This is a genomic window from Pararhizobium sp. (genome assembly GCF_965279435.1).
Taxonomy (GTDB): Bacteria; Pseudomonadota; Alphaproteobacteria; order Rhizobiales; family Rhizobiaceae; genus Pararhizobium.
Genome location: NZ_CBDIHY010000003.1, coordinates 633,524 through 651,205, shown reverse-complemented (window position 1 = coordinate 651,205; position 17,682 = coordinate 633,524). Strand labels below are relative to the sequence as shown.

General features: G+C 60.7%; 9 protein-coding genes. All 9 read right to left on the bottom strand.

What is annotated here, in order from left to right; translation table 11 throughout:
• Positions 1–46: 46 nt before the first annotated feature.
• The gene (locus ACQY8Q_RS08840) at positions 47–1,675 is read right to left on the bottom strand and encodes an alpha-D-glucose phosphate-specific phosphoglucomutase (RefSeq protein ID WP_428426248.1); all 1,629 of its coding nucleotides are present in this window, start codon (positions 1,673–1,675) and stop codon (positions 47–49) included.
• 4 nt (positions 1,676–1,679) lie between these two features.
• A complete protein-coding gene (gene glgA, locus ACQY8Q_RS08835) occupies positions 1,680–3,119 on the bottom strand; it encodes a glycogen synthase GlgA (RefSeq protein ID WP_428426247.1) in 1,440 nt (479 codons plus the stop codon).
• A 2-nt stretch (positions 3,120–3,121) separates the two neighbouring features.
• Positions 3,122–4,381 (bottom strand): glucose-1-phosphate adenylyltransferase, encoded by a 1,260-nt coding sequence (gene glgC, locus ACQY8Q_RS08830; RefSeq protein ID WP_428426246.1) that lies wholly within the window; start codon positions 4,379–4,381, stop codon positions 3,122–3,124.
• A gap of 120 nt (positions 4,382–4,501) precedes the next feature.
• A complete protein-coding gene (glgB, locus tag ACQY8Q_RS08825) occupies positions 4,502–6,712 on the bottom strand; it encodes a 1,4-alpha-glucan branching protein GlgB (RefSeq protein ID WP_428426245.1) in 2,211 nt (736 codons plus the stop codon).
• The gene (locus ACQY8Q_RS08820; protein ID WP_428426244.1) at positions 6,709–9,174 is read right to left on the bottom strand and encodes a glycogen/starch/alpha-glucan phosphorylase; all 2,466 of its coding nucleotides are present in this window, start codon (positions 9,172–9,174) and stop codon (positions 6,709–6,711) included. Before ACQY8Q_RS08820 ends, glgB begins: the two co-directional genes overlap by 4 nt.
• A 226-nt stretch (positions 9,175–9,400) precedes the next feature.
• On the bottom strand, positions 9,401–10,639 hold the full coding sequence (locus tag ACQY8Q_RS08815) for a vWA domain-containing protein (protein ID WP_428426243.1): 1,239 nt from the start codon (positions 10,637–10,639) through the stop codon (positions 9,401–9,403).
• Between the two features lie 179 nt (positions 10,640–10,818).
• The gene (locus tag ACQY8Q_RS08810) at positions 10,819–11,697 is read right to left on the bottom strand and encodes a transglutaminase family protein (RefSeq protein WP_428426242.1); all 879 of its coding nucleotides are present in this window, start codon (positions 11,695–11,697) and stop codon (positions 10,819–10,821) included.
• A gap of 137 nt (positions 11,698–11,834) precedes the next feature.
• Positions 11,835–14,249, bottom strand: a complete 2,415-nt coding sequence (locus ACQY8Q_RS08805) for a circularly permuted type 2 ATP-grasp protein (protein ID WP_428426241.1) — start codon at positions 14,247–14,249, stop codon at positions 11,835–11,837.
• Between the two features lie 7 nt (positions 14,250–14,256).
• Positions 14,257–17,589 carry a DUF2126 domain-containing protein gene (locus tag ACQY8Q_RS08800; protein WP_428426240.1) on the bottom strand — a complete coding sequence of 1,111 codons (3,333 nt, stop codon included), beginning with the start codon at positions 17,587–17,589 and terminating at the stop codon, positions 14,257–14,259.
• Positions 17,590–17,682: the final 93 nt, after the last annotated feature.

The window sequence follows — 17,682 nt, the reverse complement described above, 5'->3', positions numbered from 1 at the left end:
AAGGGGAGGGTGAAGAGAGGCCTTCGCCTCTCCTTAGAGCATCCGGTCAGGTAATGACAGTCGGTTCGGTGCGGCCCGTGCGTGTCTTGATGCCGGCGATCTCGTCGGCGACGGCGATCAGGTCGGCAAGGGCTTCCTGGGTTTCTGTGTCGTGCTTGGAAGCATCCGGCTCGTAGCGTTCGATATAGACGCGCAGGGTGGCGCCCGACGTGCCGGTGCCCGACAGGCGGAAGACGACGCGGGAGCCGCCCTGGAACAGAATGCGGATGCCCTGGTTGTTTGAGACCGACTTGTCGATCGGGTCGTTATAGGAAAAGTCGTCGGCGGCTGTGACCTTGAGCTTGCCGAAGCTCTTGCCCGGCAGGGTGGCGAGCTGGTCGCGCAGCGCCGTCATCAGGCCGTTGGCCGCATCCGAATCGACCTCTTCATAGTCGTGGCGGGAATAGTAGTTGCGGCCATAGGTGGTCCAATGCTGGCGGGCGATATCCTGGACGCTTTCCATGCGCACAGCCAGAATGTTGAGCCAGAGCAGAACCGCCCAGAGACCGTCCTTTTCACGCACGTGGTTGGAGCCGGTGCCGGCACTTTCCTCGCCGCAGATGGTAACGAGGCCGGCATCCATCAAATTGCCGAAGAATTTCCAGCCGGTCGGGGTCTCGTAGATGCCGATGCCGAGCTTTTCGGCAACCTTGTCGGCAGCGGCACTGGTCGGCATCGAGCGGGCGATACCGGCAAGCCCCTTGGAATAACCGGGCGCCATGCTGGCATTGGCGGCGAGCATGGCAAGGCTGTCGGACGGGGTGATGTAGATGCCTTTGCCGACGATCAGGTTACGGTCGCCGTCGCCGTCGGAGGCTGCGCCGAAATCCGGCGCGTCGTCGCTCATCATTTCCTCATACAGCGCGTGGGCGTGGACGAGGTTCGGATCCGGGTGGTGGCCGCCGAAATCCGGCAGCGGAATGAAGTTCAGCACCGAGCCCTTGGCGGCACCTAAGCGGTTTTCGAGGATTTCCTTGGCATAGGGTCCGGTGACCGCGCTCATCGCGTCGAAGACGAGGCGGAAGCCGCCGCCGATCATGTTGCGGATCGCCGGGAAATCGAACAGCTTTTCCATCAGCTCGGCATAGTCGGAGACCGGGTCGATGACCACGACTTCCATGCCGGCGACGTCCTGGCTGCCTTCGACATCGAGGTTGATGTCGGCGACCTCGGCGATCTTGTAGCTTTCGATCGTGCGGGTGCTGGCATAGATGGCATCGGTGACCTTTTCAGGGGCCGGGCCGCCATTGCCGATATTGTACTTGATACCGAAATCCTCGGTCGGGCCGCCGGGATTGTGGCTGGCCGAGAGCACGATGCCGCCGAAGGCCTTGTATTTGCGGATGACGTTGGAGGCGGCCGGCGTCGACAGGATGCCGCCACGCCCGACAAGGATGCGGCCGAAACCGTTGGCAGCCGCCATCTTGATGGCGATCTGGATGGCTTCGCGGTTGTAATAGCGGCCGTCGCCGCCGATCACCAGCGTTTCGCCCCTGAACCCGTCGAGGCTGTTGAAGATCGACTGGATGAAGTTCTCGGCATAGTTCTTCTGCTGGAAGACCGGCACCTTCTTGCGCAGGCCGGAGGTTCCGGGTTTCTGGTCCAAATAGGGCGTGGTCTGAACGGTTCTGATCATGGTCTTAGCCTTTCGCAAGAAGACTGGAATAGAGGTCGGCATAACGATGTGCACTCATATCCCAGGATACGTCTGATTTCATACCCTGGGCCTGGAGACGAGCCCAGACTTTCGGTTGCCGGTAGGCGGTAAACGCACGCCGCAGCGCCTGACGCAGACTGGCAGCAGAAACGGGCGAGAATTGGAAGCCGGTCGCAACTTTTGCGGCAAGGGCTGCTTCGTTGGCATCGATGATCGTATCGGCCAGACCGCCGGTATGGGCAACGATCGGCACGCAGCCGTAGCGCAGGCCGTAAAGCTGGGTAAGGCCGCAGGGCTCGAAGCGCGAGGGGATGAGGATGGCATCGCTGCCTGCCTGCATCAGGTGCGACAGCGGTTCGTTATAGCCGATCACCATGCCGACGCGGCCGGGATGGCGGGCCGCGGCTGAGGTGAACGCGCCTTCGAGCGCCGGATCGCCGGAGCCGAGCACGGCAAGCTTGCCGCCATTGTCAACGATATCGTCGATCACCTCGGCGAGCACGTCCATGCCCTTCTGCCAGGTCAGGCGGCTAACGACGCAGAAGATAGGGCCGGGGGCATTGTCGAAACCGAACTGCGCCGACAGCGCCTTGCGGTTGCCCTCGCGTTTTTTCAGCGAGCCTGGGCCATAGGTCTCGGCGATATTCTTGTCGGTCTGCGGATCCCAGACATCGGTGTCGATGCCGTTGACGATGCCGGAGAGACTGGACAGGCGCGCGGTCAGCAGGCCTTCAAAGCCCATGCCGAATTCGGGGGTGAGGATTTCCTGGGCATAGGACGGGCTGACGGTGGTGATGGCATCGGCCGTTTGCAGGCCGCCTTTGAGGAAGCCGACATCGCCGAAATATTCGACATAGCTCATCGAAAAGGCTTCCGGCGGCAGTGCCAGTTCGGCAAAGACATCCGGGCCGAACTGTCCCTGGAAGGCGATGTTGTGGATGGTCAGCACCACCGGCGTCGCATGTGCCGGGCCAAACCGCATGTAGACCGGCGTCAGCGCCGCCTGCCAGTCATGGACATGGACGAGGTCCGGCTTCCAGCTCGGCAGCAGGCCGCCGGCGATCTCGGCTGCAGTCAGTGAGAGGGCTGCGAAGCGGCGGAAATTATCGGTGTAGTCGCGTCCCGTCTGATCGACATAGGGGCCACCGTCGCGATCAAACAATTCCGGCGCGTCGAGTACCAGCAGATCGAGGCCATCGTGATTGACCGCCAGGATCGAGGCGGGGTTGCCGAACAGGTTATCGAAGCCGCCGATCTTCTGCGGCTTCTTGATCTTTTGCATCACCACCGGATAACCGGGCATCAGCGTGCGCATGCGCACGCCGTGGGGTTTCATCGCCGCCGGCAGGGCGCCCGCCACGTCGGCGAGACCCCCTGTCTTGATCAGCGGAAAAACCTCCGATGCGACGGACAGAACTTCCATGCTCACAGATCCAGCTTGTCGATCATCGCCTGGGTGATCAGGCAGATGCCGTTTTCCGAGCGGCGGAAGCGCTTGGCGTCGAATTCCGGATCCTCGCCGACGACGAGGCCTTCCGGGATGACGACGCGGCTGTCGATGACGACGTTGCTGAGTTGCGTATGCCGGCCGATCTTGACGTTGGGCAGGATGACCGCGCCATCGAGACGGGAGAATGAATTCACCCGGACGCCGGTAAACAGCATCGACCGGTTGAGCGAGGCGCCGGAAATGATGCAGTCGCCGGAGACGAGTGACGAGGTGGCAGAGCCACGGCGGTTTTCATCGTCATGGACGAATTTTGCCGGTGGCTTGATCTCGGCGAATGTCCAGATCGGCCAGGTGCCGTCGTAGATGTCGAGTTCCGGCGTGACATGGGTGAGGTCGATATTGGCCTGCCAGTAGGCATCGATCGTGCCGACATCACGCCAATAGGCTTCGCGCTCGAAATCGGAGCGGACGCAGGACTGGTTGAAGCGATGGGCAACGGCTTTGCCGTGCTGGACAATGTAGGGGATGATGTCCTTGCCGAAGTCGCGTGAGGAAGACGGATCGGCGGCGTCGCGGCGCAGCACGTCCATCAGGAACTTGGTGTGGAAGACATAGATACCCATCGAGGCCAGCGCCATCTCCGGATTGCCGGGAATGCCCGGCGGATCGGCCGGCTTTTCGACGAAAGCGATGATCTGGTCTTTTTCATCGACATGCATGACGCCGAAGCCGGTCGCTTCCATGCGCGGCACTTCCAGGCAGCCGATGGTGACGTCGGCGCCCGAGTCCACATGCTGCTGCAGCATGAGCTCATAGTCCATCTTGTAGATATGGTCGCCAGCCAGGATGACCATGTATTCGACGCCATGATCCTCTATGATGTCGATGTTCTGATAGACGGCGTCGGCGGTGCCTTCATACCACTGCGTCTCCGAGACGCGCTGGGAGGCAGGCAGGATGTCAAAACTTTCGTTTCGCTCGGGGCGGAAGAAGTTCCAGCCGTTCTGCAGGTGGCGGATCAGCGAATGCGCCTTGTACTGCGTCGCGACGCCGATGCGGCGGATACCGGAATTCATCGCGTTCGACAGCGCGAAGTCGATGATGCGGGCCTTGCCGCCAAAATAGACGGCCGGCTTGGCGCGACGGTCGGTCAGTTCCTTGAGGCGGCTTCCGCGGCCGCCGGCAAGGACATAGGCCATTGCGTCACGGGCGAGGGGTTGTATCCGTTTTTCCATTGAATTTCCTCCCGATAGTATGGTTCCCGGGCGGTTTGACCGCTCCTGGAACTGTGTCCTCTCCAAATATTATTCTGACCCACGGCATTGACGGGTCTTGGGAGCCCGCCTTGCCGTGTTTTATTCCTGCTCCAGCATCAGTGTCGCCAAAGGCGGCAGGGTGATGGTGGCGGTAATGACGCCTGCACTGTTTTTCGTTGCCTGGACGGCTCCTCCGTTGCCTTTGCCGCTGCCGCCGTAAATCTCGGCGTCGCTGTTGAGAATTTCCTTCCACCGCCCCTCCACGGGCAGCGGTATCGTATAGTTTTCCCGATAGACCGGGGTGAAATTGCTGATGACGGCGATGGTCTTTTCACCCGGCGCCTTGCGCAGCCATGCGAACACCGAATTCTCCCGGTCGTCAGCAATCAGCCATTCGAAACCTTCGCTCTCGCAGTCGCGCGCATGCAATGCCGCCTTGTTGCGATAGGTGCCGTTCAGGTCCCGCACCAGCCGGCGCATGCCTTCATGCAGGGGATATTCGAGCAGGTTCCAGTCGAGCGAACGATCCTCTGCCCATTCCTGCCACTGGGCGAATTCCTGGCCCATGAACAGCAGTTTCTTGCCGGGATAGCCCCACATGAAGCCGTAATAGGCGCGGAGATTGGCGAATTTCTGCCAGTCGTCACCGGCCATCTTGGCGATCAGCGAGCCCTTGCCGTGCACCACTTCGTCATGGCTGAGCGGCAGCACGAAATTTTCGCTGAAGGCGTAGAGCAGGCCGAAAGTCAGGTCGTTGTGATGGTGCTTGCGATGGACCGGTTCGCGCTGCAGATATTGCAGCGTGTCGTGCATGAAGCCCATGTTCCACTTGAAGCCGAAGCCGAGGCCGCCGGCATGAACCGGAGCCGAGACCTTCGGCCAGGAGGTGGATTCCTCGGCGATGGTAATGATACCGGGATGGCTGCCGTAGACTTCCTTGTTCATCGTCTGCAGGAAGCGGACCGTGTCAAGGTTCTCGTTGCCGCCATACTCGTTCGGCACCCATTCGCCATGCTTGCGCGAATAATCGAGATAGAGCATCGATGCGACCGCATCGACGCGTAAACCGTCCAGGTGGAATTTCTCTGCCCAGTAGAGTGCGTTGTTGACGAGGTAGGAAAACACTTCGGCGCGGCCGAAATTGTAGATCGCGGTGTTCCAGTCGGGGTGATAGCCCTGACGCGGGTCTTCATGCTCGTAAAGTGCCGTGCCGTCGAACCAGCGAAGGCCATGAGCATCAGTCGGGAAATGCGCCGGTACCCAATCCAGAATGACGCCGAGGCCGACCTTGTGGGCGCCGTTGACGAAGCGGGCAAAACCTTCCGGCTCGCCGAAACGGGCGGTCGGCGAATAGAGGCCTGTGGTCTGGTATCCCCAGGACGGATCGTAGGGATATTCGGTGATCGGCAGGAATTCGATATGGGTGAAACCCATGTCGACGCAGTAAGGGATCAGGCGTTCGGCCATCTCGTCCCAGGTCAGCATATCGCCATTGTCGCGACGCTGCCAGGATGCGGCATGGACCTCGTAGATCGAGATCGGCTGGCGGCGCGCATCGACATTGGCCCAATGCGCCCGGTGGGCATCGTCCTGCCAGACCTGTTCGATCTCGCCCGTGGTCATCGACGCATTGTTCGGGCGCAGTTCCGAGCGGCGGGCGAAGGGATCGGCCTTCAGGGGCAGCAGTTCACCGTTCTTGCCGACGATTTCGTATTTGTAGATGGCGCCTGATGGGACATCGGGAATGAAGATTTCCCAGATGCCGGTATCCTGGCGCAACCGCATGACATGGCGGCGGCCGTCCCAATCGTTGAAATCGCCAACGACCGAGACACGTTTGGCGTTCGGCGCCCAGACGGCGAAATGAAAACCATCGGCACCGTCATGCTTGATCGGATGCGCGCCCATCTTGTCGAACAGCCGCAGATGCGAGCCTTCGCGGATATAGTAGTCGTCCATCGGGCCGAGCACCGGGCCGAAGCTGTAAGGGTCGGTGACGGTCCACTCGCCGCCGCTGTTACGGGCGCGGTAGCGGACCGGCTGGGCCTTCTTGACGGCAACGATGCCCTCGAAGAAGCCCGCATCGTCACGCCGTGTCAGCGTGCCGATCTCCTTGCCGGCCAGTGTCTCAGCGGTCACCATTTCGGCGCCGGGAATGAAACAGCGGGCAACAAACTCCTTGCCCGCCGGATGGACACCGAGGGCGGCGAACGGATTGCTATGAGTGCCAGCGAGGATCGCCGCAATCTCTTCCGCCGACAGACTGGCTGACGGGACGGTAGGCGTGGCGTCTTTTGGCACTGATGTCATCCGGCTCTCCAAATTTCCCCGGCATATTGCCGGATTGTGCGGTCAGAGGAAAACCAGCCCATGCGCGCCGTATTGCGGATGGTCTTGGAATACCAGCTGGCCGTATCCGTCCAGATCGCATCCACCTCACGCTGCGCCTTGGTGTAGGCATCGAAATCGGCTGCCACCATGAACCAGTCGTGATTGTAGATGCCATCGATCAGGCCGGTGAAGCGGTTGCGATCGTCGGGCGAGAAAACGCCGGAGGAAATCGCAAACAAGGCCTGCGACAGTTCCCGCGATTGCTCGATGATGGCGCGGGGATTGTGTCCCTCGGCGCGCACCTTGGCGACTTCATCTGCCGTCATCCCGAAGATCTTGATGTTTTCCTCACCGACCCAGTCACGCATTTCCACATTGGCGCCATCCAGCGTTCCAATGGTCAGCGCACCGTTTAACGCGAACTTCATGTTCCCGGTTCCAGAGGCTTCCATGCCGGCAGTGGATATTTGTTCGGAAAGGTCGGCTGATGGCACCATGATTTCGGCCAGCGAGACGTTGTAATTGGGGATGAAGACGATCTTGAGCAGGCCGCGCACCGACGGGTCGTTGTTGATGACCTTGGCCACATCATTGGCCAGCTTGATGATCAGCTTGGCATTGTGGTAGCTCGGCGCCGCCTTGCCGGCGAACAGCTTGACCCGCGGCACCCAGTCCAGCTCCGGATGCGAGCGGATCTGGTCGTAGAGCGAGATCGCCTCGATGATATTGAGGAGCTGGCGCTTGTATTCGTGGATACGCTTAATCTGGATGTCGAACATCGCCGACGGATCGATGCGAATGCCCATGCGGCTCTGTACCAGCTGGGCAAGCTTGACCTTGTTGGCGCGTTTGATCCTGGCGAATTTCTCCTGGAAATCCGGCTTGTCGGCGAAGGGATCGAGCGCCTGCAGGGCTTCGGTATTGTCCATGAACTCGTCGCCGATCGCATCGCGGATCAGCGTGACGAGCTCGGGATTGCACTGCATCAGCCAGCGGCGTGGGGTGATGCCGTTGGTCTTGTTGTTGATGCGCTCCGGATAGAGCCGGTGCAGATCGGCAAACACCGTTTCCTTCATCAGCTCGGTATGGAGCGCGGACACGCCATTGATCGAATGCGAGCCGACAAAGGCGAGATTGCCCATGCGCACGCGGCGATCGCCGCTCTCGTCGATCAACGAAATGTTGCGGACCTCCTGGTCCGTATGGGTCTTTTGCTTGCGGGCCTCGAGCAGGATCTTGGCGTTGATTGCATAGACGATCTGCATATGACGCGGCAAAAGCCGCTCGAACAGCGGCACCGGCCAGGTTTCCAGCGCTTCCGGCAGCAGCGTGTGGTTGGTGTAGGAAAAGGTGTGGCGCGCGATATCCCAGGCGGTTTCGAAATCCATGCCGTGAACATCGGTCAACAGACGGACGAGTTCGGCGACGGAGACGGCCGGATGGGTGTCGTTGAGCTGGATTGCCACCTTGTCCGGCAGGGAGGTGAAGTCTGGATATTGCTGCAGGTGGCGGCGCAGGATGTCCTGCAGCGAGGCAGACGAGAAGAAGAATTCCTGGCGCAGGCGCAGCTCCTGGCCGGCCGGCGTCGCGTCGGCGGGATAGAGCACGCGGGCGAGGCTTTCGGCCTTGTTGCTTTCTCGGAGAGCACCAATGTGATCGCCGGCATTGAAGGCATCAAGAAGGATCGGGTCGATCGGATGGGCGGTCCACAGGCGCAGCGTGTTGACGCGCTTGGCGCGCCAGCCGACAACCGGCGTGTCGCAGGCTGTGGCGATAACGCGCTCGGCCGGTTTCCAGACGTAGCGGGTGACTTCCTCGTCGACATTGACGGTTTCGACCGAGCCGCCGAAGCCGATTTCGTAGGAGCTTTCGCGGCGCTCGAATTCCCAGGGGTTGCCGTGGGCAAGCCAGGTTTCCGGCAGTTCGACCTGCCAGCCATCGGCCATCTGCTGGCGGAACAGGCCGTGGACATAACGGATGCCGTAGCCATAGGCCGGGATATCGACAGTGGCCATGCTCTCCATGAAGCAGGCGGCCAGACGGCCAAGACCACCATTGCCGAGCGCTGCATCCGGCTCAAGCGCGGCGATAACGTCGATATCGACCCCGAACGAGGCCAGCGCCTCGCGCAGCTCATCCATCAGGCCGATATTGGTGACGGCATCGCGCATCAGGCGGCCGATCAGGAATTCGAGCGACATGTAGTAAACGCGCTTGGCATCGGTGGCGTAGGTCTTGCGCGTCGATTCCATCCAGTTGTCGGTGATGCGGTCGCGCACCACCAGGATGGCGGCTGTCAGCCAGTCATGCGGCTTGGCGACCTTCGGGTCCTTGCCGATGCGGTAGGTGAGGCGCTCGATGATTTCCTGGGCAAGGACTTCGGCGCTGGAACCACGCGGCGCGGCGCTCGGAATTTTCTCGTTGGACAAACGATCGATCATGGAAAAGGCTTACCCTCTGCGTGCGGTTTGGGAGACCGGAGGCGAACACCAACGGGGCATATGAGCGATTTATGCACCGATACGAAGCGCTTGCAATAGCGTTTTCAATAAGATGATAATTGTCGAAGACGGTGCGTTCGAAACGGCTTGCGATTTGGCGGATAACGCGAAAAAGCCCGCCCCGAATGTCTCGGAGCGGGCTTTTGATTGCTGTGGTAACAAGCGGTTACTGCGTCAGGCGAACGGTCATCGCCGAGGCTTTTTCGCCGATATATTTGAAAGCCTCGTTCAGCTGTTCCGCATTCTCGGCCTTGAAATAGTGGGCGCTGGTGGTTGCGCAGGAATTGAGCAATGTTTGGCCGCGCGCAGGTGCCATGAAAGCAACCGTGAAGACCTGAATCTTGTCTGTCCTGGCCTTCTCGCACCATTTTTTCGTCTCAGTGTCGGCCGAGGCGTAGTTGTTGTCGCCATCGGTCATGAAGACGATGTATTTTGTCGGAGCCTGCTTGTTTTTGTCCATGTGAGCAGCGTCTTCAACCAGCACGCCGCTTTTCTTCAGCATGAGCTTTTCATAGGCGGTCTCGAAGGCGTCACCGGAATCCGTTCCGCCCGTTGCCGACAGTGCCTTGACGTAGTTGACAGCGCCATCTGTGCCCCAAGCAAGGTCGTTCGGATTCTGCATCGAGGCGTTGTAGGATACGGCTCCGGTCCTGACCAGCGAGCCAGTCGGGTCAGCGGTTTTCAGATATTTTGTCAGGTTTTCCGTCGCTGTTTTCAGCGCATCGATCTTGGTAACAAAGTTGTCGACAGTCCGCTGGCAGGTTTTCGGGCGATTTTTTGTGCCGCACGAATAGTTCTCAACCTTGGTCGGATTGTCCTTATCAATTGTCGCCGTGTCTTCGGCCATAGAGCCGGAACGGTCAAGAACCAGGAACATCGACAGCGCATTCTTCGTTTCAGACGAACTCAAGGACGAGCTTGCCGCGCCGATCTGGGCGGTCTTCTGGCCCAAAAGCCGGGTGAAGGGGCTGAGCGGCAGGTTATAATTCGTCGATATATCGACGGTATAGGTCTTGCTGTTGCCGACCGTGTTGGTCGCCGTTTTTTCAACAATGTTGATCTTTGTGTTGTTCGAAAATGCCTGTTCGAAAGCGGCAAGCTCCTCGGTGGTCATGTCGGCCGTCAGGGAGTTCTTGGATTGGGATTTTAGAAAATCCCTGGCAAGTTTCTTTGCGTCTTCGATGCTTATGCCTTCATTGATGAGCGCGGACGATGCGGCAAGAGCTGCGGTGTCCGTTGCGTCCTGCAACTGGTTCTTGGCCTTCATCATATTTGCCAGATCAACCGCGATGCCACCGCCGGCGAACAGGACGGGAATGACCAATGCTGCCATCAGGGCGAAATTGCCGCCGCGGTCGTTGGCGAGAGCTGAAAAGGACTGCAGGAATTTCGATCGCTTTACCATTTTCCCCACTCGGAATAAACGTTGCCTCTTTTGATGAAACGACCTCTATCTCGTAAATATTACGATCCGGTTCAACTCATGGGTTGCAATTGAGTAAACTTTGAATTGTCCCGCAAATGCAGGCGGTTCAACCGGCTCCGGGTGTATGAAAAGGGGACTATCGGCTTTCCCGTTCCGGGTCATTGCAACGGAATAACGTCGACCGCCTGTTCGGTTTTGTGCGATCCGTAGCTTTTCAGGACACCGATGACCGGTGCCACGTCGCTATAGTCGCGGCCATGGCCGACGACGATGTGATCGAGGCCTGCAAAAATATTGTTGGTCGGGTCGAGTTCGAGCCAGCCGGTGGTGGCCCCGCACCAGACACGCACCCAGGCATGCATGGCGTCGGCGCCCTCGAGGCGTTCCTTGCCCGGCGGCGGGATCGTTCTGAGGAAGCCGCTGACATAACCGGCGGGGATGCCGAGGCTGCGCAGCGCGGTGATCATTACATGGGTGAAATCCTGGCAGACGCCGCGCTTCAGCTTGAAAGCCTCAAGCGGGGTCGTATCGACGGTTGTTGCCTTCGGATCATAGATAAAATCCGTGTGGATCTTGGCGCAGATGGAAGTGGCGATCTGGCGGATGGTCATGCCGGGCTCGGCGATGGCCCGGGCATAGGCCCCGATCGCCGCATCTTCGGGAAGGCGGGGGCTAGCGCCGAGGAAATGATGCGGCGAATTGGCGTCGAGCGACCAGACATTGGCGATCTCAGCGGGAAAACGCGCAAGGTCCGGGGAGAAATCCGCAGCAAGCGGCTGCTGTTCCAGCTGGACCCGGGCCTGCATGCGGATCACCAGCTTTTCATGCCGCTTGCGAAACAGGATCGAGGTCGAGGGATTGGCGAAGAAATCGATGCTGTCGCGGCGCTCTTCCGGCGGCGGCGTGCAGGTGACGGTGCCGGCAACGAGGCGCTGGCGATTGGGAAGCGAGAGGGGCAGGACGCGCACGACATGGCGGCCGCCGGAGACCGGGGCTTCGTAAGTGTAGGTGATCCGCAGATTGATGTCGTAGAGCATGGGTTCTCAAATTCGGCGCAGAAGGTTTGTCATATCCTAAGCGGGTGGTCGTTGGCAGACCAACGACCACCCGCTTAGTTTTTTGTTTTGTCGCAGGTTTTGATCGGAAAACCGTAGGACACTTCTCCGTAACCTGCTTATCCGAGATAGGTTTGCGCGAGGATGTCGGAGAAGCGGCCGAGTTCCTGTTCGAGATTGTTATAGACCTCGGCGTTCATCGCCTCTGGTGTCATGACGGCAAGGCCGGCGTGGAGTTTCATGGCTTCGCGGTAGAACGGCGACATCTGGCCGTTTGAGAAGGCGTTCGGCAATTGTTCGACCTCCGTCTTGATCTCGTTCAGCTGGTAGAGGATCGAGCGCGGGTTGAGCGGGTCGAGCGCCAGAAGATCGGTGACAGTCAGGGCTGCCGTGTTGACGTTGTAGCGGCGGCGGTGGGTCATGACGCTGTCGCCGATTTCGAGCAGCATATCGTAGGCGCCATCCGGTGCGTCCTCGCCGGACATATGGCCAAGCAGCCGGGTCATGTGCAGGCCGCGCTCAAGATAGCGGCCGATCGACAGGAACCGCCAGCCGGTAAAGCGGTACATGTTTTCATGCACCAGACCGGCAAAGCCCGCGAGCTTGCGCAGAAGAATGGTCATTGCATGGGTAGCATCATCGCCGGCCTGCACCGTCGACTGGAACTTGCGGGCGGTCTTGGCGAGATCGTTCAGCGCCAGCCAGCCATCGGCGGAGAAACGGTCGCGGATATTGCTGGCGGAAAACAGGGCGCTGTTGAGGTTGGCCATCAGGCTGTCGGGGACGGGCTGCTTGGTATCGATATCGAGCCCGGCCAGATAGTCGGTGATATCCTTCAACAACGGCATTTCGGTGTTGGCGGTTTCGGCATAACGTCCGTGCCAGGCGCGCAGGATGCGCAGCGCCCCTTCGGCCCGCTCGATATAGCGGCCAAGCCAGAAAAGATTGTCGGCGGCCCGGCTTGGCAGGCTGCCGGGCATGATGCGGATGAAGCTCTCCTCGGCCGGCAGAAGCGTCATCTGCTCGACGGGTTTCTGGCTGACGATCCAGACGTCGGCGGCAGAACCGCCAGCCTGCATGGCGATGGCGGCGGCATCGGCACCGGAGCCGATGCGAGCAAAGCCGCCCGGCATGACCTGCCATCCATCGCGTGTGCGGGCGACATAGACCCGCAGGCTCATTGGCCGTGGCGTCAGCTTGCCATTGATCCAGGCGGGCGTGGTGGAGAGGGTGACGACTTCCTGTCCGACGAGTTTGGGGCCGTCCGTCTGCAGCCAGTCGGTGACCGACACCTTCGCCGTATCGCGCAATGACGAGCCGAGAACGGACTGGCTATTGTCGTCGAAGAACGGCCGGGTGGAATAGGCCGGGCCGATGACCATCTTCTCGATATTGCCGGCCACCTGATCGCGTTCCGGCTGCTGGCCGCACCACCAGGTGGCGATGCTCGGCAGGATCGGGTCCTCGCCGAGCAGATGGCGGCAGATGGTCGGCATGAAAGCGAGGAAGGCGCGGGTTTCCAGAATGCCGGAGCCGAGCGAATTGACGATCGACACCGAGCCGGAGCGCAGTGCCTCGACAATGCCGGGTGTGCCGATGTGTGAACTCTGGTTCAGCTCCAGCGGATCGGCAAAGGCGGCATCAAGGCGGCGCCAGAGCACGCCGACGGGCTTGAGGCCAGCCACGGTGCGGACCATCACCCGGCCGTCGATGACGGTCAGGTCTTCGCCCTCAAGCAGCATGAAGCCGAGATAGCGGGCAATATAGGCGTGCTCGAAATAGGTTTCGTTGGCGACGCCAGGCGTCAGAACCGCGATGCGGTCGTCCGGATGTTTCTTGCGCGATTGCAGTTCATCGCGGAAGGCACCGAAGAAACCGGCGAGGCGATGGACATGGGTTTCGGCATAGAGATCGGAAAAGGCGCGAGTGGTGGCGACGCGGTTTTCCAGCGCGAAGCCTGCACCCGACGGCGCTTCGGTGCGGTCCGACAGCACCCACCAGTTGCCATCCGGGCCGCGACCGATTTCGAAGGAACAGAAATGCAGGAAATGGCCATCGGCCGGAAGCACGCCAACCATCGGCCGCAGGAATTCCGGATTGCCGGCGACCAGTGATGGCGGCAAGAAGCCTTCGGCGACGAGCCGGTTCGGGCCATAGATATCGGCGGCGATCCGTTCCAGCAGCTCGGCGCGCTGGACGAGGCCTTTGGAAACAGCCTGCCATTCGGTGTCGTCGATCAGGACCGGCACATGCGAGAGCGGCCAGTTGCGCTCCGAATTTTCCTTGGTGCCATAGGCGCGGTAGAACACGCCGGCATCGCGCAGATAGCGGTCGGCGCGGGCGAAGCGGTTGGAGAGTTCGGTTTCGTCCATGCGGCCGATGGAGGCGAGAAAATGCTGCCAGACCGGCCGGACATTGCCCTGCGTATCGAGCATTTCATCGGCAATGCCGGGCAGTGCGCGATAGCCGAAGACCGGATCGTTGCCGATCCGGTCTTCGCTGCGCGTCGCATGAGCCGTCTGCTTCTTTGACATCAAAGTCCTATATGCCTGCCGGACGCCGCAAATCGAGCGTCAGGGGAAATTCTGCCGATGGGGCTTCCGGCGCCAGCGTATAAGCGCCAGCGGTATGCCCCCACGGTTCGAAACGGGCCAGTCTTCGGGCTTCCGCCTCGTTGCCGTTTACCGGAAAAGTGTCGTAACTGCGCCCGCCCGGATGGGCAACATGATAGATGCAGCCGCCGATCGAACGCTTCGACCATGTATCATAAATGTCGAATGTAAGCGGCGTGTTAACCGGCAGATTGGGGTGCAGACCCGACACCGGCTGCCATGCCTTGTAGCGCACACCGGCTACGGAGACACCGTTGAAGCCGGTCTTGGTCAGCGGCAGCGCACGGCCGTTGCAGGCAACGGTGTAGCGCTCCGGATTGGCCGTCTCCAGCTTCACCTGCAGGCGCTCGACGGAGCTGTCGACATAACGCACGGTGCCGCCGGGGGCACCTTCCTCGCCCATGACATGCCAAGGTTCCAGCGCCTGGCGCAGTTCGAGCTTGGCGCCTTCATATTCGACCTCGCCGCAGAACGGGAAACGGAACTCGAGCTGAGCCTCGAACCATTCCGGACGGATGTTGAACCCATTCGCCCGCAGGTCGTTGAGCACGTCGAGGAAGTCCTGCCAGACATAGTGCGGCAGCATGAAGCGGTCGTGCAGGGTGGTACCCCAGCGCACCAGCTTGCCCTCGGCCGGGTTTTGCCAGTAGCGGGCGATCAGTGCCCGCACCAGCAGTTGCTGGGCAAGGCTCATGCGTGCATTCGGCGGCATTTCGAAACCGCGGAACTCGACGAGGCCGAGGCGCCCGGTCGGGCCATCCGGCGAAAACATCTTGTCGATGCAGATTTCAGCGCGATGGGTGTTGCCGGTAACGTCGGTCAGCAGATTGCGGAACAGGCGATCGACCACCCACGGCAGGGGTGTCTGCGCCATGCCGGGCACGGGCACCTGTGCCATGGCGATTTCCAGCTCGTACAGCGTGTCGTGCCGGGCCTCATCGACGCGCGGTGCCTGGCTGGTCGGGCCGATGAACATGCCGGAAAACAGGTAGGACATCGCCGGATGACGCTGCCAGTGCAGGATCAGGCTTTTCAGCAGGTCCGGGCGGCGCAGGAAGGGGCTATTGTTGGGATTGTTGCCGCCGACCACAACATGGTTGCCGCCGCCGGTGCCGGTGTGGCGGCCATCGATCATGAACTTGTCGGCGCCCAGGCGGGTAAGCCGGGCTTCCTCATAGATCGCCGTGGTGATGGCGACGCAATCGGCCCAGTTGGAAGCCGGGTGAATATTGACCTCGATGACGCCGGGATCGGGCGCCACGCGCATGACGTTGATGCGCTCATCCTGCGGCGGTGAATAACCCTCGATATGGATCGGCAGGCCGAGATCGGATGCCGCTTTTTCAGCGGCCGCGATCAGTTCCAGATAATCCTCGATGCGCTCGACCGGCGGCATAAACACGCAGAGACGCCCATCGCGCGGCTCGACGCTCATGGCGGTGCGAACGGCACCCCGGATATCGGCATTCGCCGCTTCCAGCACCTGCTCGACGCGTTTCTGGCGGGCGTCAGTGGCCGCCTTGCGGGAGGCCTCGGCCAAGGCTCTGGCCGGCGTTCCGTAATCCGGAAGAGGCTGGCGGTCGATCGACGGATCTTCCGGGTGGATATAGGGATATTCCGACGGGGACACGTAAGGCAGCGTGCCTAGCGGCATGCGGAAACCGATCGGACTGTCGCCCGGCATCAGGAAGATCTTGCCGCGGCGGGTGCGCCATTTCTCGGAAACCCATTTCTGGCCATCGGCTTTGGAATTCCAGGCTTGGACGGGAAGGATATAGCCGGTCGGGGTCGTCAAGCCGCGCTCGAACACCTTGGCGATGCGGGCGCGTTCCTCCGGGCTTTCCAGCTTGGAATTTTCCGGATCGACATTTTCCGGCAGACTGCCTTCCTTGATGATCCATTCGGCGGGATCCTCGAAGGCGGGAATCACCATGTCCTGTTCGATCTCAAGTGCTGCGGCGATGCCGGTGATCAGCGCTTCAGCTTCCCTGGCGGTGACCTTGGTGTCCTTGCCCTCGGCAGCGATGAGATCGGGATTGTGCCAGATCGGCAATCCGTCCTTGCGCCAGTAGAGCGAGAAGGTCCAGCGTGGCAGGCTTTCGCCGGGATACCATTTGCCCTGGCCGTAATGCAGGAAGCCGCCGGGGGCGAAGCGTTCGCGCAAGCGGCGGATCAGTTCGTCGGCCTTGTCGCGCTTGGTCGGGCCGACGGCGCCGGTGTTCCATTCCTCCGATTCGAAATCGTCGATGGAGACAAAAGTTGGTTCGCCGCCCATGGTCAGGCGGACATCGGCGCCGTTCAGCACCTTGTCAACGTGATCACCGAGCGCATTCAGCGCCTGCCAGCTTTCCTCCGAAAACGGCTTGGTGATGCGCGGATGCTCGGCCACGCGGCTGACCGTCATGGCGAAATCGAAGGTGGTGTTGGCGTCGCCATAGAGGCCGCCGGAAATCGGCGCGGCATTGCGGTAATGCGGCGTGGCAGCCAGCGGGATATGGCTTTCGCCGGTCAGAAGGCCGGAGGTGGGGTCGAGCCCGACCCAGCCAGCGCCGGGGATATAGACTTCGCACCAGGCGTGCAGATCGGTAAAATCGACTTCGGTGCCGGATGGGCCGTCGAGCGCCTTCAGGTCTGGCGCGAGTTGGATGAGATAGCCGGAGACGAAGCGGGCGGCGAGGCCGAGATTGCGCAGGATCTGGACGAGCAGCCAGCTGGAATCACGGCAGGAACCGAGCGCCAGCAGCAGGGTCTCTTCCGGCGTCTGGACGCCCGGCTCCATGCGGATGATATAGTTGACCTTCTGCTGCAGGCGGGCATTGAGGCCGACAATGAAGTCGATGGTGCGCATCGGGGTGAGGTCGATGCCGTTGATATAGCTTTCCAGCGCCGGGCTCATCGGCTCCGGCTGCATGTAGATCTTCAGGTCGTCGCGGATATCTTCCGGATAGGTGAAGGGGAAAGTCTCGGCCTCTTCCTCGATGAAGAAGTCGAAGGGATTGTAGACCGTCATGTCGGCGACCAGATCGACCTCGATCTTGAACTCGGTGACGGGGTCGGGGAAGACGTAGCGGGAAAGGTAGTTGCCGTAGGGATCCTGCTGCAGCGTGACGAAGTGGTTTTCCGGGGTGACCTTGAGCGAGTGGCTGATGACCTTGGTCTTGGAATGGGCCGCCGGCTTCAGCCGGATGATCTGGGGGCCGAGCCGTACCGGCTTGTCATACTTGTAATGCGTCAGGTGATAGATGCTTGCTTTGATCGCCATGCGGATCTTTATCCCCTTGATGACGGGTCTATGCCGCCATTGCAGGGATTTTGTGCAATGCGAAGAGAGATTGCAAGGCGCAATTCCCGGCGG

Excerpts from the sequence above, each read along its gene's own strand:
- ACQY8Q_RS08840 (WP_428426248.1), bottom strand. The coding sequence starts at position 1,675 with ATGATCAGAACCGTTCAGACCACGCCCTATTTGGACCAGAAACCCGGA.
- ACQY8Q_RS08805 (WP_428426241.1), bottom strand. The coding sequence starts at position 14,249 with ATGTCAAAGAAGCAGACGGCTCATGCGACGCGCAGCGAAGACCGGATC.
- glgB (WP_428426245.1), bottom strand. The coding sequence starts at position 6,712 with ATGACATCAGTGCCAAAAGACGCCACGCCTACCGTCCCGTCAGCCAGT.
- ACQY8Q_RS08810 (WP_428426242.1), bottom strand. The coding sequence starts at position 11,697 with ATGCTCTACGACATCAATCTGCGGATCACCTACACTTACGAAGCCCCG.
- ACQY8Q_RS08815 (WP_428426243.1), bottom strand. The coding sequence starts at position 10,639 with ATGGTAAAGCGATCGAAATTCCTGCAGTCCTTTTCAGCTCTCGCCAAC.
- ACQY8Q_RS08800 (WP_428426240.1), bottom strand. The coding sequence starts at position 17,589 with ATGGCGATCAAAGCAAGCATCTATCACCTGACGCATTACAAGTATGAC.
- glgC (WP_428426246.1), bottom strand. The coding sequence starts at position 4,381 with ATGGAAAAACGGATACAACCCCTCGCCCGTGACGCAATGGCCTATGTC.
- ACQY8Q_RS08820 (WP_428426244.1), bottom strand. The coding sequence starts at position 9,174 with ATGATCGATCGTTTGTCCAACGAGAAAATTCCGAGCGCCGCGCCGCGT.
- glgA (WP_428426247.1), bottom strand. The coding sequence starts at position 3,119 with ATGGAAGTTCTGTCCGTCGCATCGGAGGTTTTTCCGCTGATCAAGACA.